Genomic DNA, 21,085 nt, shown 5'->3' on the forward strand with positions numbered 1-21,085 from the left:
CACAGCCGGGAGAAGGCGAATATGGACATTTTCAGTTTGGGTCGGCAGGTCGCGCTCGTGACCGGCGCAGGCAGCGGCATCGGCCAACGCTTGGCAATCGGGCTCGCGGAGGCGGGCGCCGACGTCGCCTGTTTCGATCTCCCGGACTCGCCCGGGATCGCCGCGACTGTCGCGGCCATCCAGGCCCATGGCTGCCGCGCGATCGCGCTGGCCGGTAATGTCACGCAGGCCGACGATCTCGTGTCGGCCGTGGCGGAGGCAGAGGCGGCACTCGGCCCTCTCGATCTTGCGGTCAATTGCGCCGGCATCGCTAATGCGGCCCCGGCCGAGGAAATGCCGCTCGCCCAATGGCAGCGCATGCTCGACATCAATCTGACAGGCGTCTTCCTCTCGTGCCAGGCAGAGGCCAAGGTGATGCTGCCGCGCAAGCGGGGTGCGATCGTCAATATCGCGTCGATGTCGGGCTCGATCGTCAATCGCGGCATCCTGCAGGCGCATTACAACACCTCGAAAGCCGGTGTCGTGCATCTCAGCAAGTCGCTCGCGATGGAATGGGTCGAGCAGGGGCTTCGTGTCAATTCGGTCAGCCCTGGCTATACGTCGACACCAATGAACCTTCGTCCGGAAGTCGCAGAGCAGGTCAAGCGCTTCGAAAGCGAGACGCCGATGGGCCGCATGGCGGAGGTCGACGAGATGGTCGGGCCGGTCGTTTTTCTGCTCAGTCGCGCCGCCTCGTTCGTGACGGGCGTCGACCTGCTCGTCGATGGCGGCTTCGAGTGCTGGTAAAGTCGTTTATCTCCGACGATCGATCTCCGTGTGTCGCAGCGTGGCTCGCGGCCTTAAGACGGCTTGAGGCAGGGCCACAATGCCTTAAAGCTCGTGCAACTTCCCGGGTCCGGCGAGGTGATAGGCAGCGAGCGAGCAGAACCACGATGTCCAGGGCCGACGACCTCCGCCTCATGACCCGCATCGCCCAGATGTACCACGTCGAGGCCCGGAAGCAGGCCGAAATCGCCGAGGCGCTTCATATTCCTCAAGCGCGGATTTCCCGCCTTCTCAGCCGAGCCGTCGATGAGGGGATCGTCCGCATCTCGATCACGCCGCCGCCGGGGGTCTTCATGGACCTCGAAGCCAAGCTGCGCGCCCGATACGGGATCGAACAGGCGATCGTCGCGGAAAGCGTGAGCGAAACCGAGGAATCCGTCATCGCGGCCATCGGCGATGCCGCCGCTCATTTTGTCGAGACGACCGTCATGGACGATGAGGTTATCGGCCTGTCGTCCTGGAGTTCGTCGCTGCTCCGCATGGTGGATTCGATCACACCGCTCAAGCGGGTGCGCGCCTCTCAGGTCGTGCAGATCCTCGGCGGCATCGGCAGCCCTTCGGTACAATCGCATGCTCAGCATCTGGTGATGCGGATGGCGCAACTGACGGGATCGTCGCCGCAATTCCTGCCGGCGCCTGGCGTGACCGGCTCGCCGGAGAGCCGCGACGCCCTCCTGCAGGATCCCTTTGTGGCCGAAACGCTCGGCTATTTCTCGCGCTTGACCCTGGCCTTCGTGGGTATCGGGGCGATGACGCCGTCCAAGATGCTGGCCAATTCCGGCAATGCTTTTACGCGGAAGGAGCTCGACGATCTGGCCGAGCAGGGCGCCGTCGGTGACATGGGGCTGCGCTTCTTCGATGCTGCGGGTGCTCCCGTCATCACGCCGCTCAACGACCGGGTGATCGGGATCGCGCTCGCCGAAGTGAAGGCGGCCAAGCGCGTCGTCGCGGTTGCCGGAGGAGCCAGGAAAACGGCTGCGATCCGGGCGGCTCTGGTCGGCGGCTATATCGATATTCTGATCACCGACGTGTTCACGGCCGAGCGATTGATCGCGCCTGATCCCGAACCCGCTACGATTTCCTGATCCGACCCGAAAGGACAACCCCCATGCAGGCTCCCACATCGACGCGGTTCGAGGGCAAAACCATTGTGATCACCGGCGCCAGCCGGGGCATCGGTGCGGCGATCGCGCATCGGTTCGCCCGCGAAGGGGCCTCGGTGATGGTCAGCGCCAACGAACCACGCGTCGAAGAGGTCGCGGCCGCCATCCAGGCCAACGGCGGCAAGGCGATCAGCTTCGTCGGCGACGTGACCGACAAAGCCAGTGTGGTCGCGCTTTACGACGCTGCCGAAGCCGCCTTCGGGCGTGTCGACGTGTCGGTGCAGAACGCCGGCGTGATCACCATCGCAAAAATTGAGGCCATGACCGAAAGCGAGTGGGACAAGGTCATGGATGTGAACACCAAGGGGGTGTTCCTCTGCTGCCAGGAGGCCATCCGCCGCATCCGCAAACACGGCTCGGGTGGCCGGCTCATCAACACCGCTTCCGGCCAGGCGCGGCAGGGCTTTATCTACACGCCACATTATGCCGCCTCGAAGTTCGGGGTGGTCGGCATCACGCAAAGCCTCGCCAAAGAGGTCGCCAAAGAGGGCATCACGGTCAACGCCTTCTGCCCCGGGATCATCGAAACCGATATGTGGGCCTATAACGACGCGGCCTGGGGCAAGCTGCTCGGCGACTACCAGCCCGGCGAGTTGATGGCCGAATGGGTCCGCAATATTCCGATGGCTCGCGCCGGCTCTGGTGACGACGTGGCGGGACTTGTCGCCTTTCTGGCCAGCGACGACGCCTCCTATATCACGGGGCAGACCGTCAACGTCGATGGCGGGCTGATCATGTCGTGATGACCGCGTCCCGATCGACATCAACAGCGGCGGTTTTCGCGTCGCGGCGATCGAGCCTTGGCTCTTGGCCGCCTGCGCCGCGCGTAAGCGGGCACGATGGCGCTTAGGCAGCCAGCACGACCACTTTGGTCTTGACCGGCGTTCTCTCGTAAAGGTGAATCATGTCTTGGCTGATCAGGCCGACGCAGCCACTCGTGATGCCTGTGCCGATCGATGTTGGCTCGCTGCTGGCGTAGATCGTAAAAAGCGTATAGGCGCCGTTCTGATAGAGATAGAGCGTGCGGGCGCCGAGCGGATTTTCTAGGCCTCCCGGCATGCCTTTCGCGTATTTGGCCGCTTCCGGCTGGCGCTGGATCATCTCCTTGGGCGGTGTCCAGGTCGCCCATTCGGCCTTGCGTCCCACGTAAGCGTCACCGCTCCACCGGAAACCATCGCGGCCGACGTTGGCGCCATAACGCGTGGCGGATCCATCGCCCTCGACGCGATAGACGTAATAATTATGGGGATCGACAATGATGGTGCCGGCCGCTTCCTTGGTGTCGTAGCGGACGGTCCGGCGATAGTATTTCGGGTTGATCTTGCTGACATCGACCGCCGGAATGGGAAACTTTTCTGCAGGCACCGGCCCGTAGACCTTCTCGGCTTCCGCAAGACTCATGAAGTCGGATGTCGCGCAGCCCGCGAGCCCCAGAACGCCGAGACCCGCGGCCGAGCCGAGCACGAACGATCGACGGTTGATGAGACCAGACCGACGCTCAAACGTCGCAGTCTTATCGTCGCCCAAACCGCCATTTCCGATGTGTGTGATCATGATTTGGACTTCCGTGTCCTGCCGCCAACGAGATGAAACCCAGGCATACACGCTCTGATCGTCTTGTCGAGCAGACTGCCGTCAGAGAACTTGACTGGCAAGCGCCCGCCTTGGCCGCGCGGGTCGCTCCCGTTCACGACGGTCGCTCTCGTCGGAGGCATTAGCGCCAGCCGAGTGCTGGAGCCACATGCTTCAGGATCGCCTCCATGACGTGAACATTATAGGCGACGCCGAGCTGGTTCGGCACGGTGAGAAGCAAGGTGTCGGCTTCGGCAATGGCCTCGTCGGCCCTGAGCTGTTCGACCAGTTTGTCAGGCTCGGCCGCATAGGAGCGGCCGAAAATCGCGCGCATCTCATCAGAAATGTAGCCAATCTGATCGCGGCTGTCGCCTTGGCCAAAATAGGCTCGGTCGCGGTCGTTCATCAGCGCGAAGATAGAGCGCGACACCGAAACGCGAGGCGTCCGGGTCTGTCCAGCCGCCGCCCACGTCTCGCGATACAGGCGAATCTGCTTGGCTTGTTGCACGTGGAAGGGCTCGCCCGTCTCATCCTCCTTGAGGGTCGAGCTCTGCAGGTTCATACCCTGCTTGGCCGCCCAGACCGCCGTGGCGTTCGAGGCCGATCCCCACCAGATGCGATCTCGCAACCCCTCCGAATGCGGCTCGAGGCGCAGCAGCCCCGGCGGGTTCGGGAACATCGGCCGAGGGCTAGGCTCCGCAAAGCCCTCGCCCTTCAACGCCCGGAGGAACACTTCGGCATGGCGACGGCCCATATCGGCATCGCTCTCGCCTTCGGCCGGTGCATAGCCAAAGTGGCGCCAGCCGTCGATCGCCTGTTCGGGCGAGCCGCGACTGATGCCGAGCTGGAGTCGGCCGCCGCTAATGAGATCGGCCGCCCCCGCATCTTCCGCCATATAGAGCGGGTTCTCGTAGCGCATGTCGATCACGCCGGTGCCGATTTCGATGCGGCTCGTCTTTGCGCCGATTGCCGCCAGCAACGGGAAGGGCGACGCGAGCTGGCGTGCGAAATGATGGACGCGGTAATAGGCGCCATCGGCCCCGAGTTCTTCGGCCGCGACCGCGAGGTCGATCGATTGCAGCAAGACGTCGCGTGCCGAACGCGTGCCAGACTGCGGTGCAGGCGACCAATGCCCAAAAGACAAGAAGCCGATCTTCTTCACGGGATGATCCTCGTTTGGAGAGGTTGAAGCTCGTCGGCACCCTTGTGAGAGAAGATTCTTGACCTTCTCGGGGCTCGCGATCGCTTCGACATGCCCGTCATAAGGTGCCTGCCGCACAAAGCTGCAAGAAGGCACAATCCTGTGACTAGGATGGCTTTCGTTGCGTGACGAAGACAAGCGAGTGCTGTCGTCAGACCCCGCCGTGCCGAAGCGGGACGTGTCAGTCTCGCCGTGACGCCGGCCCGTAACCACCGCCCGTGGGGGTCACGATCGTGATGGCTTCGCCGGCGTCCCGTCGCGTCTGCGCGCAGCCACCGATGTGATTGCGTCAATCGTCGACCGGCCCCGCGCCGTTCCTCTCACCCACCGCTCTAATCGAGGTGCAGATCCTCCGCCGCGAGGTCGAGCAGGCGGGCCATGGCTGTGCCCGCACCAGCCGTGTCCCGCATCCTGATCGCCTCCAAGACCCGCCCATGAACCGAGAGTGCGCGAGCTTGGCGTTCCATAAACGTGTTGGTGATCGTGAAGGAGGCGTTCAGCGCGGCCTCCATCAAGCCGGCCAGCCCACGCAGCACGACATTGTGGCTCGCTCTGATGACCCCGCGGTGGAAGGCAAGATCCGCCTTGCAGTAGCGGTCGAAGTCATTCGGCACCGACGCTGTCATCGCCGCGAAGGCCGCCTCGATCGCCGCCAGATCCGAGCCCTGAGCACGCCGAGCGGCGAGTTCGGCAGCCGCTGGCTCAATGATGCGACGCGCCTCGATCAAGCCGGCCATCAGTTCCGCGTCATCCTGGATATTGGGATGCCAGCTTAAGACGGCGGGGTCGAGAAGGCTCCAGTCTTCTCGGGCTCTGACGCGGACGCCGACGCGGCGGCGCGCCTCGACCAGCCCCTTGGCGGAGAGCACCTTGACGGCCTCGCGCAGCGAGGTGCGGCTGACGCCGAGCATGGCGCCAAGCTCCTCCTCGCGGGGCATCATTTCACCCGGCTTATAGGTGCCCCCAAGGATGTGCCGCCCAAGGATGTTGACGAGCGAGTCATGGACGCGGCTGCCGTTCCCGGCCTCGCGCTCGGCGGGGAGGGGTGTCAACGTGGCTTGTCCGGTGGTGTCGAGCGGCATCGCGTGTTCCATCGCCGCGACGGCGATCGGCCGCGCGCCGTCACTCATGATAGAGCACGGATCGGCCCCCATCGATCACGATGCAGGCCGCGTTGATGAACGGGGCCTCGTCGGAGGCGAGAAACACCGCCGTCATCGCCACTTCCTCCGGTCGGCCGATGCGTTTGGGGGGATGCAAGTCATAGGTCCGCCGACGTTCGGCCTCCGGGTCCGGGAACGTGTTCCAATAATCGACTGCGATCTGTGTCTCGACATAGCCCGGCGCGATGGCGTTCACGCGCACGCCGCGCGCCGCATAGTCTATTCCAAGCGCGCGGGTGAGGCCAAGCAGGCCGTGCTTTGCGACCGGATAGGGAAAGCAACCCGGGATGATGCTGAAGCTATGCGAGGAAGCGATGTTGATGATGGCTCCGTCGCGGCGCTCGAGCATGGTGGGCAGCACCGCTTTGCTCATCCGCCATACACCGTCGAGGTCGACCGCAAAGCAGCGGCGCCATTCGGCCTCGCTGGTGTCCAACGGCTCGTGAAACACGTTGATGCCGGCGTTGTTGACGAGGATGTCGATGCGGCCGAACGACGACAACGTGGCCGCAACGACCCGGTCGATCGAGTCGGAGTCGGTCACGTCGCAGGGCAGATAAAGAGCAGAACCGCTCGCCGACAAAGCCGCCGCCGTCGCGGCGCCGGTCGTCGCGTCGAGTTCGGCCACCACGACGAAAGCGCCCTCCCGCACGAAGGCGCGTGCCGTGGCCTCGCCGATGCCGCGCCCAGCTCCGGTGATGATCGCAACTTTGCCGTCGAGCCGGCCGGGCACGGGGCTCACCAGTCCACCACGGTGCCGTCGCCCAGCACGGCGTTTTGCGTGTGCAGCACCTCCTGAGCATAGGGGTGCCGGGCGCAGGCCTCTTCGTCGACCTCAATGCCGAGGCCGGGCGCCTCAGGCACCTGCCAAAAGCCGTCGACCATCCGGATCGGCCCTTGGACCACCTCGAAATACCAGGGAACGGCGCCGACCATCTCCTCCTGGATCATGTGGTTGGGCGTCGAGACGGCGAAATGCAGAGCCGCGACGCCCGCGATTGGGCCGAGCGGATTATGCGGCGCAACACCGACACCCACCGATTCCGCATGAGCCGCAATTTTCTTGGCCTCGAGCAGGCCGCCGCAATGACAGATGTCGGGTTGGATCACCGCCACGGCGTTGGCGGCCAGCAGTTCGACGAACTCCGAGCGTTCGACCAACCGCTCGCCTGTCGCCAACGGGATGCTCGTGCGACCGACGAGTGCCTTCAGGCCGGCCGTATCGCCGGGCGGTACGGGTTCCTCCACGAACATCGGGCGGCCGGGCTCGAGCGCTTGAATATAGGGGAGTGCCGCCGCTGCGGAGGCGGGTCGGCCGTGGAAATCGACCATGATCTCGATCTCCGGGCCGACCGCCTTGCGGAGCGCCTCCATCAGCCGACCCACTTTGTCGACCTCAGGCAGTGGCGCGTGGAAATGCGTGTAGGGAATGAACACCGCCTTGAAGGCCCGATAGCCTTTCGCCATCAACTCTTGAGCGCGCAGCACGAGGGGATCGGCATCCATGGTTTCGTAGACGGCCCGCATATCGCCCAGTCCGAGGTGGGTATAGACCGCCACCTTGTCGCGGACCTTACCGCCCAGCAGGCGCCAGACCGGCACGCCGAAATATTTGCCCATAATATCCCACAAGGCCATTTCGATCCCCGAAATGGCGCTCATGCCGATGGCGCCGAGCCTCCAGAACGACTGCTTCTTCATGACCCTGACGGCCTGCTCGATGTCGCGCGGATCGCGCCCAATCACCAAGGGAGCGAGATCCTCGACCGCGCCGACGACCGCGCGTGTCTTCCATTCCAACGTCGCCTCGCCCCAGCCATAGAGGCCTGGCACGTCGGTTTCGACCCGCACGAAGACCCAGTTGCGCATCTCCGCATTGACGACGCGCGTCCGAATAGCTGTGATCTTCACGCCCATCTCCTCATTGCCTTCCATTAGATCATATCTAACGGAAGTCTCTCGTGATCCATCAAACGCTGAACTGTTGCAGCGCACAATCAGCATTTGAGGGACAATCGCGTTCGCTCTTGACCCAGCATGCAATCTGATCGTATCAAAAGCAAGTTAGGTACGATCAATAGTGTTTGCAGACTTGAGAGTTTTTGGCCGACCAAGCGGGTGCCGTCTGCAATCGCGTCGGACGTTTGATTGAGGGCATCCGGCCAGACGAGTTGATGGCAGCCTGCCTCTGAGGCCGGTGCCCAAGAACACGATGGGCGGTCAACGTCCAGTCGACACTCAAGGAGGACTGACAATGAAGCGTGCAATCAGATCATTGACATTGGCCGGCCTGATGGCCGGAAGCCTGCTCGGATCCGCTTTTGCGGCCGACACCAAAATCGGTTTCGTCGTGAAGCAGCCCGAGGAACCCTGGTTTCAGGACGAGTGGAAATTCGCGGACCAGGCCGGCAAGGAGAAGGGGTTCACGGTCGTCAAGATCGGAGCCGAGGACGGCGAAAAAGCCTTGGCCGCCATCGACAATCTTGGCGCGCAAGGCGCTCAGGGCTTCATCATCTGCACGCCCGACGTCAACCTTGGCCCGGCGCTTGCGGCCAAGGCCCAGGCCAACAAGCTCAAGATGATGACGGTCGACGACCGCTTGGTCGACGGCGCGGGCAAGCCGCTCGAAGCCGTGCCTCACATGGGCATCTCGGCCAGCAAAATCGGGGAATTGGTCGGCCAGACCATTGCCGAGCAAGCGAAGGCACGGGGTTGGGACCTCAAGGATCTCGGCGTGATCCGCGTCTCCTACGACCAGCTTCCGACCGCCAAGGATCGGGTGGACGGCGCGACTGCGATTCTGCTGAAGGCCGGCCTGCCGCAAGCCAATATCTTCAACGCGCCGCAGGATAAGACCGACACCGAGGCGGCGCTGAATGCCGCCACGACCGTGATCAACGCCCATCCCGACGTGAAGCACTGGGCCGCCATCGGTCTCAACGACGAGGCGGTGCTCGGCGCCGTTCGCGCGACCGAGTCGGTCGGGATCAAGCCCGCTGACGTGATTGGTGTGGGCATCGGCGGTGCCGATTCGGCCATCAACGAATTCAAGAAAAGCCAGCCCACCGGCTTCGTCGCGACCGTGATCATCTCGCCCAAGCGGCACGGCTACGAGACCGCGACCGATATGTTCGACTGGATCACCAAGGACCAAATGCCGCCCAAGCTCACGCAAACGGCGGGTCAACTCGCGACGCGGGAGGACTATGCCAAGGTGCGCCAGGGCCTCGGCATCCAGTAAGGGGGATCGTATGAACGCCGAGGTCCCCGTGCTGCGGGTTGACAACATCGCCAAGGGATTTCCCGGCGTTCAGGCCCTCAAGGGCGTCTCATTCGCAGTGCCGGCCGGGACCGTGCACGGCCTGCTCGGCGAGAACGGAGCCGGCAAGTCGACCTTCATCAAGATCCTCGGCGGCGACTACCGCGCCGACGAGGGCACGATCACGATGGGCGGGACGTCGTTCAGTCCTGCCACCGTCAAGGACGCCATGGCGGCCGGCATCGCCGTTGTGCACCAGGAACTCCAACTCGTGCCGGAGCTCACAGTCGGCGAAAACCTCACTCTCGGCCGTTTTCCGAACCGGGGCGGGCTGGTGTCGTTTCGGGCTTTGCATGAGCGAGCCGAGGCCGCGCTCGCGACGGTAGGGGGCGGCATCGCTTCACGGACCAAGGTGGTGCATCTCTCCATTGGTCAACGCCAGATGGTCGAGATCGCCAAAGCCGTCATGGACGACGCCAAGGTCATCGCGCTCGACGAGCCAACCTCCTCGCTGTCGGCCAACGAGAGCGAGGTGCTGTTCCGCCTCATCGAAAGCTTGCGCGCTCGTGGCAAGATCATCCTCTACGTCTCGCATCGGCTTGATGAGGTCTTCCGCCTCTGCGACGGCGCCACCGTTTTGCGCGACGGGCACGTCGCCGCTCATTTCGCCTCGATGGCAGGGATCACCCGCGACGAGATCGTGCAGCGCATGGTCGGCCGGGAGATCCAGGACATTTGGGGTTGGCGCGCGCGCCGCCTCGGCGACGAGGTGCTGACGGTCCGCGGTATCGCGGGTGCACGGCTCCCGGTTCCGGCCAGCTTCTCGATCGCGGCGGGCGAGATTCTCGGTTTCTTTGGCCTTGTCGGGGCAGGCCGGACCGAACTGTTTCGGCTGGTTTACGGTGCCGATGCCCGCCAAGGCGGTGACGTGACGCTCGCGGGCAGAACCGTCACGGCGACGCCGAAGGGGTCTATCGGGGTCGGCCTTGTCATGTGCCCCGAGGACCGCAAGGCGGACGGCATCGTTCAAGGTCGCTCCGTCGAGGAGAATATCGTGATCTCGACGCGGCGGCACTTTTCGCCGTTCGGGCTTATCGATCGCGCCCAAGAGGCGCGCGTGGCAGACGGCTTCATCGAAAAACTGCGTGTCCGCACGCCCAGCCGAAAACAGGACATCGTGAACCTGTCCGGCGGCAATCAGCAGAAGACGATCCTGGCCCGCTGGCTCGCCGAGGCTGACGTCAAGGTGTTGCTTGTCGACGAGCCGACACGCGGAATCGATGTCGGTGCCAAAGCCGAAATCTACGCCATCCTCTACGACCTCGCCGAGAAGGGGCTTGCGGTTGGCGTCGTCTCGAGCGACTTGCCCGAGGTGATGGGCATCTGCGACCGCATCCTCGTGATGCGCGAGGGGCAGGTCGTGGCCGAATTCAAACGCGGCGCCTTCGACGAACACACCATCCTTGCCGCTGCCCTCCCAGGAGACCACGATTCATGAACCACCTGCGCCGGCTCATCCTGGGCGATCAGGGCCTCGTCGTGTTGTTCGTAGTCGCCTTTGCGGCCGTGGCCTTTTTGGTCCCGAACTTCTTCACCGAACGCAACATGCTGGGGTTACTGCAATCGGTCGTCACCATCGGCATCGTCTCGGGCAGCATGATGCTCTGCCTTGCCTCGCGCGATTTCGATCTGTCGGTCGGCTCGACTGTCGCGTTCGCGGGCATGGCGGCCGTCATGGGATCGAATGCGACCGGGAGTGTCACGCTCGGGGTGGGGCTGGCGCTTCTCGCCGGGTTGGCGGTCGGGATCGTGAACGGCGTGGTCATCGCCCGCCTTCGCATCAACGCGCTCATCGCGACGCTGGCGACGCTGCAGATCGTGCGCGGCTTGGCGTTGATCGCCAGCAACGGCCGGGCCGTGGGCGTGAACGAACCGGCGTTCTATTCGATCGCCCAAACGGCGATCTTCGGCATTCCGACCCCGGTCTGGGTGATGGTGCTCTGCCTCGCCGCGTTCGGCTTCGTGCTCAATCGGACCGTGTTCGGGCGAAATGTGCTGGCGGTCGGCGGTAATCCCGACGCGACGCGTCTCGCCGGCGTCGACGTGGCGCGAACCCGCATCTGGATCTTCGCGATCCAGGGCGTGATGTGCGGCATTGCCGGCGTATTGCTCGCCTCGCGCATCACCAGCGGCCAGCCTAATGCCGCGACTGGACTTGAATTGTCGGTGATCTCGGCCTGCGTGCTGGGCGGGGTTTCGTTGGCCGGTGGCCGCGCCGCCATCTCGGGCGTTGTGGTGGGCGTGCTGATCCTGGGGATTGCCGAGAATGCGATGAACCTTCTGAATATCCAGGCCTTCTACCAATATCTGGTGCGCGGGCTGATCCTGCTTCTCGCGGTCATGCTCGACAATCTTCGAAGCCGGGCTTTAAGGCGGTCCTGATCGAGAGGGCCGATACCGGGAGGCTTACGGCCTCCCCGGCTTATTGAAACTGTTTGTTCCCCGCCGCGCTCAACGCCAAGCCGCTCGCAGGTCCCCGTCCTGCCTGCGAGCGTCAGGGTTGCGTCTGCGTCATGCCGCTCATCGGCATCATGTTGTGGTTCATGTGTCCCATGATCCAGAGCGATCCGCCGATCAGTAACCCGATGATCAAGACGCCGAAGGCGAGCGCCATCGCGTTGTTGATATTGTCCGGCGATGTCGTCAGGTGGAAGAAAAACACGAGATGAATGCCGATCTGGGCGATTGCGAAGACGATCAAGGCCACGAATATGGCCGGTCCGTACACGAGGGTCGACGAGGAGATGTAGAAAGAACCGGCGGTGAGTAAGGCAGCAAGTCCGAGTCCGATCACGTAGGATCTGACGCCGGATTTCAGATCTCCTTCATCCGGGTGGTGCTCGCCGGGAGCGGCATCCCTGTGATGCGTTCTCCCGCGGTCGGGACTGCGCGAGCCCGAGTCCGAGGTTGCGGACGGCTTCGCAATGTCGCTCCGCGCGACGTCGACCGATCCAACCGCGACCGCCGCCGTTGCATGGCGCTTGCGGGGCAGGAGGCCGAGCAGCCCAACGAGGAGCACGCCGAAGGTGATGCCCCATCGCCCTTTGCGCGTCGGGCGCGACGATGAACCGTGGTGCGGGCTCATGCGCTAACTCCCATCAGATAAACGACCGTGAAGACGCCGACCCAGACAATGTCGAGAGCGTGCCAAAAGAGGGCCCAACAGGCGGTCCGGCGGATGATGTCGTCGCGAAACCCTTTCGCGAAGACCTGAGCCATCATCGTGAGAAGCCAAAGAATGCCGACCGTGACATGGAGTCCGTGGCAGCCGACGAGCGTGAAAAACGCCGACAGAAAGGCGGAGCGGCTCGGCCCCGCGCCTTGCGCGATGAGGCCGGCGAATTCATGCACCTCGAGTACCAGAAACCCGACCCCGAGCGCCGCCGTTGCCAGCATCGTCACTTGAAACCACAACAGGTTCTTGAACCTCAGCGCCAGCCCCGCCATGCCACACGTGAAGCTCGACAGCAGAAGCAACACCGTCTCGATCCCGACACTGCCGCGATCGAACAATTGGGCTCCGGACGGCCCCCCGCTGTATTATCCTTCAGGACCGCATAAGCCGCAAAGAAGGTCGAGAAGGTGATGATGTCGGAAAGAATAAAGATCCAGAATCCGTAGCCGACGACGATGCGCTTGGGCGAGGGGCCTCCGCTGCCATGGCCGGTGGCCTCGTTGTCGCCGCCCGATCCGCGCCCAACCCGATAGGGATCATGTTCATGAGCCGGCTTGCGGCCCGCGTCCGGCGGCGCGAAGGCAGAGGTGGCGCTCACGAGGCAGTCTCCAGCGCTTTCAGGGCTTCGCCGCGCGTCGCCCGGTTAACGGCGTCGATCCGTGCGACGGTTTCGGCCGGGATTTCATATTCGGTCCGGTCACGCCAGGCGAAGACCACGAAGGTCGCATAGGCACCGACAAGCCCAACGATGGCGAGCCACCAGATGTGCCAGATCATCGCGAAGCCGATCAGGGTCGCGAAGAAGGCACAGACGATGCCGGTCGGGCTGTTGCGCGGCACCTCGATCGGCTCATAGTCCGGCGTGTCGGGCAATTGATGCTGCTCCTGCGCGCTATGCTTCATCCCCCAATAGGGTTCCTCATCGTGGACATCCGGAAGGACCGCGAAGTTGAAGACCGGCGGGGGAGATGCCATCGACCATTCGAGCGACCGCCCATCCCACGGATCCCCCGTCACATCGCGCAACTCATCCCGTTGCTGGATCGAGACGACGAGCTGGATGATCTGACAAATGATGCCGCACAGGATCACCGCGGCGCCTAATGCCGCCACCAGCAGCCAGGGACGCCATTCGGGTACGTCGTAATGCTGCAGGCGGCGGGTCATGCCGTCCAGACCAAGAATGTAGAGCGGGCCGAATGCGAGCCAAAAGCCCACGAGCCAGCACCAGAACGCGCCCTTGCCCCATCCCTCATGCAACCGGAAGCCGGTCGCTTTGGGAAACCAGTAGGTGTAGCCCGCAAAAGCGCCGAACAGCACACCGCCGATGATCACGTTGTGGAAATGGGCGACGAGAAACACCGAGTTGTGAAGCACGAAATCGGCGGGCGGAACCGCGAGCAGCACGCCGGTCATGCCGCCCACTACGAAGGTCACCATGAAGCCGAGAGCCCAGAGCATGGGCGTATCGAAACGGACCTTGCCGCCATACATGGTGAACAGCCAATTGAAGATTTTGACGCCGGTCGGCACGGCGATCACCATCGACATGATGCCGAAGAAGCCGTTGACGTCCGCGCCCGCTCCCATCGTGAAAAAATGGTGCAGCCAAACCATGAAGGCCAAGAGGCAGATCGCCATGGTGGCCATCACCATCGAGCGATAGCCGAACAGCGGCTTGCTCGAGAAGGTCGAGACAACCTCGGAAAAGACCCCGAAGGCCGGCAGGATCAAGATGTAGACCTCCGGATGTCCCCAGGCCCAGATCAGCGCCATGAAGAGCATGGAATTTCCACCGGCCTCCACGGTGAAGAAGTGGAAATCGAGATAGCGGTCGAGCAGCAGCATGGCCGAGACCGCCGTCAGGATCGGGAACGAGGCGATGATGAGCAAGTTCGTCGCGAGCGCGGTCCAGCAGAACATGGGCATGCGGAGATAGCCCATCCCGGGAGCCCGCATTTTAAGGATAGTGGTCACGAAATTGACGCCGGTCATCAGCGTCCCGATCCCGGAGATTTCCAGCGCCCAGAGCCAGTAATCGACACCGACGCCCGGCGAATAGGTCAGTTCCGACAGGGGCGGGTAGGGCAACCAGCCGGTCTTTTGAAATTCACCGACGACGAGCGAAATATTGATGAGCAGCGCGCCCGTGGCCGTGAGCCAGAACGACACCGAATTCAGCGTCGGGAAGGCCACATCGCGGACGCCGAGTTGGAGCGGCAGCACGAAGTTCATGAGCCCGATCATGAACGGCATGGCGACGAAGAAGATCATCAAGGTGCCATGCGCCGAGAAAATCTGGTTGTAGTGGTCGGGCGGCAGATAGCCGGGAGAATTGAAGGCGAGCGCCTGCTGCGAGCGCATCAGGAGCGCGTCGGAGAAGCCGCGCAGCAGCATGACGAGCGCGAGGATCACATACATGATGCCGACGCGCTTATGATCGACCGAGGTGATCCATTCTTTCCAAAGATAAGGCAGGTGCCCGGCGAGAATGATCCATCCAAGGACGCCGAGCAGGACGACGACGACGACACCCCCGGCGACGAGCGGGATCGGCTGGTCGAGCGGGATGGCCGCGAGCGTAAGCTTGCCAAACATGATCAGCTTCCTCCCTTAGGGGATCCGACGCAGATCGGCGCGCCTTGTGCAAGTCCGGGCGCCGGCGTCGGGCCGAGCTCAAGTGTCAGTCCAGGGTGAGGGGCGGACCCTGAGGCTGTTTGAGGCGCAGGCCCCGGCCCAGGTGGCAGCCGGAGCGAAACGATGTTCTGAAACAAGTCCGCATCGGCCACGCGATAGGTCATCGGCGGATTGTTCGTACTCTGCTTTGCAAGAGCATTGTAGGCCTCGCCATCGAGGGTCGCAGAGGCGCTATGCGCCTGCTGCAACCAGGCGGCATAACCGTCGGCCGACAGCGCCTTGACGTCGAAATGCATGTCGGCAAATCCCTCGCCGCTGAGGTGGGACGACATCCCGTAGTAGGTGCCTTCCCGATCGGCCTGCAGGTTCAGCTGCGTCGTCATTCCGCTCATCGTGTAGATCATGCTGCCGAGCTGCGGCACGAAAAACGAGTTCCACACGCCGGACGAGGTCAGCGAGAAATGCACCGGCGTTCCAGCCGGGATCACCAATTGGTTGAGGCTGGCGACCTTCTCGTCCGGGTAGATGAAGAGCCACTTCCAATCCAGCGAAACAACCTGGATCTCGATCGGCTTCTTGGACCCGGCCAGGGGGACGGCGGGATCGAGCTCATGCGACCCGATCCATGCGATCCCGCCCAGAAACATAATCGTCAGGAGCGGCACCGACCACGTCACGATCTCGACGCGGCCCGAAAAGGCCCAGGTCGGCAGGTGCTCGGCTTTGGTGTTGCCGGCCCGAAACCACCAGGCAAACGCCAGGGTCGCCACGATGGTCGGGACGACGATGCAGAGCATGACCGCAAGAGCGTTCAGGAGCAGTGTCCGCTCGCTCGCGCCGACCGGTCCGGCGGGGTCAAGCAAGCGAAGTGAACATCCGGAGAGGAGTGCGGCGCCCGCAATTGCGACAGCCGGCGGCGCGAAACGCCTGATCCGACGAAGCGCGCGTCGCCCCGCTGCGCTCGAAAGAGAATCGTCGATCTTCGCCATTCGCCTCACCTGACTTCAGAGTGGAGTTCGACCGCGCGCAGATGTTTGATGGAAGTTGGCGGATGACGCAATGTGGCGCAAAGGCGACCGACAGCGGCATAACGCCGTTGCGCCTCTTTTCGATGACATCCGGATCATTCGATCGCGGAGCGATTATCGCGTTCGGATTTTGGCATGCGTCAGCGGTGCCGCACGCCCGTCAGTAAGCCGCTTTCTGTCGCGCGCCGCCGGGACCCTCGGGCCAAAGACCTTTGATTTTGGCGCGTTGCCGCGCGGCTTGGCGTTGCTCAGCGGGACTCAAGGCCATCACGGTTCCGGGCGAAGCGGCGAGGTCCGACATCGAAGGCAAGGTTGCCCCGTCTGCCGCCTCGGGGAGCGGCTCCGACGGCATGTAACCGGGATCGACGGGCGCACTCGCCGCAACGGTGGCGTCATGCGACACGTTTCGCCACGCTTGGCAAAAGAAGCGGCACGGCTTCGCGTCGATGATCTGATCCTCGGCCCTCGCGGGACTGAGCAGAACTGCGGCAAACGTGATCGTGAGGGCCAAGCGCTGGTAGGTCATCCGTCTTTTTAACCAATCTTCCAGCGCCGGCCAATCACCCGAACGGGTAGTTGCCTGGCGCATGCTGGCGTCGCGGTCCGCCGGGGGTGTTTCTAACTGCATTTTATAGCGATCGACGCGGACAAAAAGGTATTTTCTGTTCCTTCACATTGCGGCTAGCCTCCCTCGATCAGCTGGAGGACGAGGCTTTGGTGAACGACGGCGTAACCGCTCAAGCGACACCGATATCCGATGCCGATCCGCTCTGCCGGCTCTCGTCGGCGTCGCTGCGGGAGAGCTATGCGACCGGTCGCCTCTCCCCGGTCGAGGTTGCTGCTGCGGCGGTCGATCGCGCCGAGGTCGTCCAGGCCCGCTTCAACGCTTTTACGCGGATCGATCGGGCAGCCGCGCTCGCCGCTGCTCGGCAATCGGAGGCCCGCTGGCACAAAGGGGCTCCGCTGTCGCCGATCGATGGCGTCACAACGACCATCAAGGATATCGTCTGGGTCGATGGATGGCCCATCCGCTATGGTAGCCCGAGCACGCCAACCTCTCCCTGCGAGGCCGACGCACCCGCGGTCGCGCGCCTGCGGGCGGCGGGCGTCACCTTCATTGGTCTGACAACGACTCCCGAATTCGGATGGAAAGCCCTGACCGACGGGCCGCTGAGCGGCATCACACGCAACCCATGGAATCCGGATCTCACGCCGGGCGGATCGTCCGGGGGCGCCGCCGTGGCGGCCGCGACGGGTGCAGGCGTCCTGCATCTTGGCACGGACGGCGGCGGATCGATCCGGATCCCGTCGTCCTTCACGGGCATCGTCGGATTGAAGCCGAGCTATGGTCGGGTGCCGGCCTATCCGGCGAGTGCGTTCGGAACGGTCGCCCATATCGGGCCGATGACGCGGCGGGTGGATGATGCGGCCTCCATGCTGGCCGCCATGTCGGGCGTCGATCCAAAGGATTGGCTGCAAGGGCCGGCGCGCATGCCATCACTGGACATGACACCGCGAAGCCTCGAGGGCGCGCGTATCGGCGTCTGGTCGACCCCACCCTGTGGCATCGTCGATCCCGAGGTCGCGGCGGTGTTCGGCGGCGTCGTGGAGAAACTGTCCCGTGCTGGAGCGAACGTCACGCCCATCGATCTGCCTGACGGTGACGTGTTGGATATCTTCAACGTCCTCTGGTTTACCGGCGCCGCGTCCCGTGCCGCAGCGCTGACGGCGGCCCAGAAGTCTGCTTTGGACTCCGGCCTTGCCGAAATCGTTGCACAGGGTGAGGCGTTTTCTGCGGTTCGCTATGTTCAGGCCATGGCGGCTCGGGCCGCCTTCGGTCTGGCCATGGACGCCTTGCTGGCGCGCTTCGACATCGTCGTGTCGCCCGCGACTTGCATTCCGGCCTTCAAGGCGGCCCACGAGGTGCCGCCCGGCAGCAGCCTCACCCGCTGGATCGAATGGGCTGGCTTCAGCTTCCCGATCAATCTCAGCCAACAGCCCGCCGCGATCGTCCCGTGCGGGCGAACCGCAGCCGGTCTGCCGATCGGACTGCAGATCATTGGGCCCCGCGGCGAGGACGAGCGCGTGCTCGGCTACGCGCGCGATGTCGAGACACGATTTCCCGCCTTTTTTCTGTAGGGGCGGCTGAATTGGCTGGTGGTAGAGGGAGACACGGACATGCTTGACAGACGTTCCATGTTGCGGAGTTCGGTCGGTGCGGGCGCGGCCGGAATGGCCGCCCTGGCCAGCTTTGGCACCGACAAGGCCTTGGCGGCGGACGGTCCGATTCCGGTCGGCGCGGCGCTGCCGATGTCCGGTCTTTCGGCCGCCGATGGCATCGAGTTCAAGAACGGCCTTCATCTTGCGGCGGCAGAAATCAACGAAGCCGGCGGTATTCTCGGCCGCAAGATCGAGATCCATGTCGAGGACACGAAGGACATGGGGGCTGACCTCGTCAGCCAGTCCATGCAGCGTCTCGTTGACCGGTTTTCGGTACCGGCCATCATCAACGGCTACAATGTCGGCACCAACATGGTCGAGATGGATGTCGCGGCCGACAACGACATCATCATGATGCATGCGAATACGCTAATTTCGCATAACGAAAAGTTCAAGACTGATCCGGCCCGCTTTTACAGCAGTTTCCAGATCGATCCGCCGGAATATTACTATGGTCCGGGCTGTCTCAACTTCCTGAACGATTTGATCAAAGCCGGCAAATGGACGCCGCCGAACAAGAAGATCGCCATCATCCCCTCTGCGGTCGAATATGCGATCGTGATCGCCAACGCGATCAAGGCGAAGGCGCAGGACTACGGCTTCGAGGTCAGCCTCTTCGAGACCGTGCAGTTCCCCACGACGCAATGGGGTCCGACCCTTGCCAAGCTGCGGGAGAATCCGCCAGCCGCGATCCTGGTCACGCATTTCCTGCCCCAGGACTTGGCGCAGTTCATGCTGCAGTTCAAACCGCAGCCGACCAAGAGCCTGATCTACATGCAATATGGTCCCTCGTTGCCGGCGTTCCGCGACATCGGCGGCGAGTCGATCAACGGCGTCATCTATTCGACCGTGATCGGCTGCCTGCCGGACGACTTTTCCGCGCCGTTCCGGAAGAGCTACCGCGAAAAGTTCGGGCCGAAATCGGCCTTCATCACGGGCTCGCAAACCTATGATGCGCTGTGGAAGTGGGCCTTGGCGGCCGCCATTGCGGGCGGTGCTGGCAAACCGTCCGACAAGGAGCAGACCCAAAAGGTTGCGACCTCAATCCGCAATCTCGTCTATCGCGGGGTGAATGGGGTGCAGCGCACCGATCCCGCAGGTCAGTCGTCCTATTGCTATCCGACTCAGGTCGCCGATCCGTCGCTCGGCATGCCGCATCAGTTCCTGCAGCATCAGGATTACAAGACCGACCCGAAGTTGATCGCCCCGGCGCTTTACGCCACCGATAACTTCGTCATGCCACCTTGGATGAGCTGAGGCGCCGGGACCCCCGATGGCCGCTTCCGCGCTCCTGACCTGCGACGGCGTCAGTCGTCATTTCGGCTCCTTGAAAGCTGTCGATGGCGTATCGCTGCTGGTCGAGGAGGGCGAGGTGCTGGGCATCGGTGGTCCCAATGGGGCCGGCAAAACGACGTTCTTCGACATCGTAACGGGCCTCACGCCCGCGACGGCCGGTCGGGTGTTTTTCGGCGATCGGGAAATCACCGGCCTCGGGGCCGACGTGATCTGCCAAGCCGGTATCGCTCGAACCTTCCAGCTCAACGCTGCCTTCGACGGCATGACGGTGCTGGAAAACGTGCAGGTAGCGGCCCATTTCGGCCGCGCACCGCGCCGATTGCCGGGGTTCCGGCTCAGTGCGCAGACGCGCGCTGCCGCCTGGGCGGCGCTCGACCTCGTCTGTCTCGCCGACAAGGCCGATGTCGTCGTGGCGCAATTGCCGGTCCTCGACCGTAAGCTGCTGATGATCGCGGGCGCGGTCGCGACCGCGCCGCGCATGATCTTTCTCGACGAGCCCGTCGGCGGTCTGACCGCGGGTGAGATCGATACGATCATGGCGCTGGTGCAGATCCTCCGGGCGCAGGGCATCACCATCGTGCTGATCGAGCATGTGATGCGCTTCCTGCTGCAACTATCGACCCGCGTCATGATCATGCACCATGGCCAGATCATCTTCGAGGGTCGACCGGACGCGGTGGCGGACGATCCCGTGGTAGTCGAAACCTATCTCGGAGCGGGCGCGACCCGGCGCCTCAAGCGCTTCTTCGCGGAGCAGCGCGTCGATGGCTGATCGGCCCGCCCTGACGCTCACCGATGTGGTGGCCGGTTATGCCGGTCCTCCTGTGCTCAATGGTCTCTCGCTCGTGGTCGAGGCCGGACACCTGATCACGGTCGTGGGGCCGAACGGGCACGGCAAGACGACCCTGCTCAAGACCATTTCAGGGCTGGTCGGTCTCCGTCAGGGCGAGATCACGCTCGACGGCGCCTCGCTCGGCGGATTGCGACCGGACATCATCGCGGCGCGGGGCGTCGCCCACGTCCCGCAGGGCGACATGCTGTTTCCGCAGATGAGCGTCGAAGAAAACCTGCAGATGGGGGCCTATGCCGAACGCGACCGCCACGTCATCGCCGAGCGTCTCGACGAGGTCTTCGTCCGGCTTCCAAAACTCGCCGAGCGGCGTCGGCAGCTGGCTTCGACCCTGTCGGGCGGCGAGCGGCGCATGGTTGGGATCGGCCGGGGCTTGATGATGGGCGGCCGCGTCATGCTGATCGACGAGCCCTCGCTCGGGTTGGCGCCCCTCGTCATCGAACAGATCTATGCGGTCATCGCCGATCTGAAAGCGTCGGGCCGCTCGATCCTTCTGGTGGAGGAAAACCCGGCGCGCGTGATTGGACTGGCCGACCGCATCCATCTCCTCGACAACGGCCGGTTTGTCTGGTCGGGACTGCCGGACGATCTCATGGCCCGCGACGAACTTCTCGCAACCTATTTGGGGGGCTGAGC

At 63.6% G+C, this 21,085-nt stretch carries 19 protein-coding genes and 1 pseudogene; 10 read left to right on the forward strand and 10 right to left on the reverse strand.

What is annotated here, in order from left to right; genetic code table 11:
* Positions 1-21 precede the first annotated feature (21 nt).
* The 3 genes from EY713_RS12140 to EY713_RS12150 all read left to right on the forward strand — a co-directional run bounded on the left by EY713_RS12140 (position 22) and on the right by EY713_RS12150 (position 2,731).
* On the forward strand, positions 22-786 hold the full coding sequence (locus tag EY713_RS12140; protein ID WP_131115186.1) for an SDR family oxidoreductase: 765 nt from the start codon (positions 22-24) through the stop codon (positions 784-786).
* Between the two features lie 146 nt (positions 787-932).
* Complete coding sequence (locus tag EY713_RS12145) at positions 933-1,910, forward strand: sugar-binding transcriptional regulator (protein ID WP_131115188.1); 978 nt, start codon at positions 933-935, stop codon at positions 1,908-1,910.
* A gap of 23 nt (positions 1,911-1,933) precedes the next feature.
* Complete coding sequence (locus EY713_RS12150; protein ID WP_131115190.1) at positions 1,934-2,731, forward strand: glucose 1-dehydrogenase; 798 nt, start codon at positions 1,934-1,936, stop codon at positions 2,729-2,731.
* A 103-nt stretch (positions 2,732-2,834) separates the two neighbouring features.
* Here EY713_RS12150 and EY713_RS12155 read toward each other — a convergent pair whose 3' ends face one another.
* The 5 genes from EY713_RS12155 to dgoD form a co-directional block, all read right to left on the reverse strand.
* A complete protein-coding gene (locus EY713_RS12155) occupies positions 2,835-3,542 on the reverse strand; it encodes a L,D-transpeptidase (RefSeq protein WP_131115192.1) in 708 nt (235 codons plus the stop codon).
* 160 nt (positions 3,543-3,702) lie between these two features.
* Entirely contained in the window at positions 3,703-4,722 is a 1,020-nt protein-coding gene (locus tag EY713_RS12160) for an LLM class flavin-dependent oxidoreductase (RefSeq protein WP_131115194.1), read from the reverse strand.
* Between the two features lie 371 nt (positions 4,723-5,093).
* Positions 5,094-5,891: a FadR/GntR family transcriptional regulator gene (locus EY713_RS12165; RefSeq protein ID WP_165491113.1), complete on the reverse strand. Its 798-nt coding sequence runs from the start codon at positions 5,889-5,891 to the stop codon at positions 5,094-5,096.
* Positions 5,884-6,657 carry an SDR family oxidoreductase gene (locus EY713_RS12170; RefSeq protein WP_131119633.1) on the reverse strand — a complete coding sequence of 258 codons (774 nt, stop codon included), beginning with the start codon at positions 6,655-6,657 and terminating at the stop codon, positions 5,884-5,886. The genes EY713_RS12165 and EY713_RS12170 overlap by 8 nt, the downstream gene beginning before the upstream one ends.
* A 5-nt stretch (positions 6,658-6,662) precedes the next feature.
* The gene (gene dgoD, locus EY713_RS12175) at positions 6,663-7,835 is read right to left on the reverse strand and encodes a galactonate dehydratase (RefSeq protein ID WP_131115198.1); all 1,173 of its coding nucleotides are present in this window, start codon (positions 7,833-7,835) and stop codon (positions 6,663-6,665) included.
* A gap of 343 nt (positions 7,836-8,178) precedes the next feature.
* Between dgoD and EY713_RS12180 the strand changes: the two genes are divergently transcribed.
* The 3 genes from EY713_RS12180 to araH are packed head-to-tail and all read left to right on the forward strand — an operon-like array spanning position 8,179 to position 11,625.
* Positions 8,179-9,165 carry an arabinose ABC transporter substrate-binding protein gene (locus tag EY713_RS12180; protein ID WP_131115200.1) on the forward strand — a complete coding sequence of 329 codons (987 nt, stop codon included), beginning with the start codon at positions 8,179-8,181 and terminating at the stop codon, positions 9,163-9,165.
* 10 nt (positions 9,166-9,175) lie between these two features.
* The gene (araG, locus tag EY713_RS12185; RefSeq protein ID WP_131115202.1) at positions 9,176-10,681 is read left to right on the forward strand and encodes an L-arabinose ABC transporter ATP-binding protein AraG; all 1,506 of its coding nucleotides are present in this window, start codon (positions 9,176-9,178) and stop codon (positions 10,679-10,681) included.
* On the forward strand, positions 10,678-11,625 hold the full coding sequence (gene araH / locus EY713_RS12190; protein ID WP_131115204.1) for an L-arabinose ABC transporter permease AraH: 948 nt from the start codon (positions 10,678-10,680) through the stop codon (positions 11,623-11,625). Before araG ends, araH begins: the two co-directional genes overlap by 4 nt.
* Before the next feature lie 112 nt (positions 11,626-11,737).
* Here the strand turns inward: araH and cyoD are convergent, their stop codons facing one another.
* The 5 genes and pseudogenes from cyoD to EY713_RS12215 all read right to left on the reverse strand — a co-directional run bounded on the left by cyoD (position 11,738) and on the right by EY713_RS12215 (position 16,609).
* On the reverse strand, positions 11,738-12,328 hold the full coding sequence (cyoD, locus tag EY713_RS23425) for a cytochrome o ubiquinol oxidase subunit IV (RefSeq protein ID WP_131115206.1): 591 nt from the start codon (positions 12,326-12,328) through the stop codon (positions 11,738-11,740).
* A pseudogene (locus EY713_RS12200) lies at positions 12,325-13,016 on the reverse strand (cytochrome (ubi)quinol oxidase subunit III). Before EY713_RS12200 ends, cyoD begins: the two are co-directional and overlap by 4 nt.
* Positions 13,013-15,016, reverse strand: a complete 2,004-nt coding sequence (gene cyoB, locus EY713_RS12205; RefSeq protein WP_165491114.1) for a cytochrome o ubiquinol oxidase subunit I — start codon at positions 15,014-15,016, stop codon at positions 13,013-13,015. The pseudogene EY713_RS12200 and the gene cyoB overlap by 4 nt, the downstream one beginning before the upstream one ends.
* A gap of 2 nt (positions 15,017-15,018) precedes the next feature.
* The gene (gene cyoA / locus EY713_RS12210; protein ID WP_245572701.1) at positions 15,019-15,918 is read right to left on the reverse strand and encodes a ubiquinol oxidase subunit II; all 900 of its coding nucleotides are present in this window, start codon (positions 15,916-15,918) and stop codon (positions 15,019-15,021) included.
* 325 nt (positions 15,919-16,243) lie between these two features.
* Positions 16,244-16,609, reverse strand: a complete 366-nt coding sequence (locus tag EY713_RS12215; RefSeq protein WP_131115212.1) for a hypothetical protein — start codon at positions 16,607-16,609, stop codon at positions 16,244-16,246.
* A 191-nt stretch (positions 16,610-16,800) separates the two neighbouring features.
* On the opposite strand from EY713_RS12215, the gene EY713_RS12220 reads away from it, so the two are divergent.
* From EY713_RS12220 to EY713_RS12235, 4 genes are read left to right on the forward strand one after another with little or no spacing between them, the layout of a single operon-like run.
* A complete protein-coding gene (locus EY713_RS12220) occupies positions 16,801-18,222 on the forward strand; it encodes an amidase (RefSeq protein WP_131115214.1) in 1,422 nt (473 codons plus the stop codon).
* 39 nt (positions 18,223-18,261) lie between these two features.
* The gene (locus EY713_RS12225; protein WP_131115216.1) at positions 18,262-19,560 is read left to right on the forward strand and encodes an ABC transporter substrate-binding protein; all 1,299 of its coding nucleotides are present in this window, start codon (positions 18,262-18,264) and stop codon (positions 19,558-19,560) included.
* Positions 19,561-19,576: 16 nt separating this feature from the next.
* On the forward strand, positions 19,577-20,371 hold the full coding sequence (locus tag EY713_RS12230) for an ABC transporter ATP-binding protein (RefSeq protein WP_131115218.1): 795 nt from the start codon (positions 19,577-19,579) through the stop codon (positions 20,369-20,371).
* The gene (locus EY713_RS12235) at positions 20,364-21,083 is read left to right on the forward strand and encodes an ABC transporter ATP-binding protein (RefSeq protein WP_131115220.1); all 720 of its coding nucleotides are present in this window, start codon (positions 20,364-20,366) and stop codon (positions 21,081-21,083) included. Before EY713_RS12230 ends, EY713_RS12235 begins: the two co-directional genes overlap by 8 nt.
* Positions 21,084-21,085: the final 2 nt, after the last annotated feature.

The organism is Lichenihabitans psoromatis, assembly GCF_004323635.1.
GTDB lineage: Bacteria > Pseudomonadota > Alphaproteobacteria > Rhizobiales > Beijerinckiaceae > Lichenihabitans > Lichenihabitans psoromatis.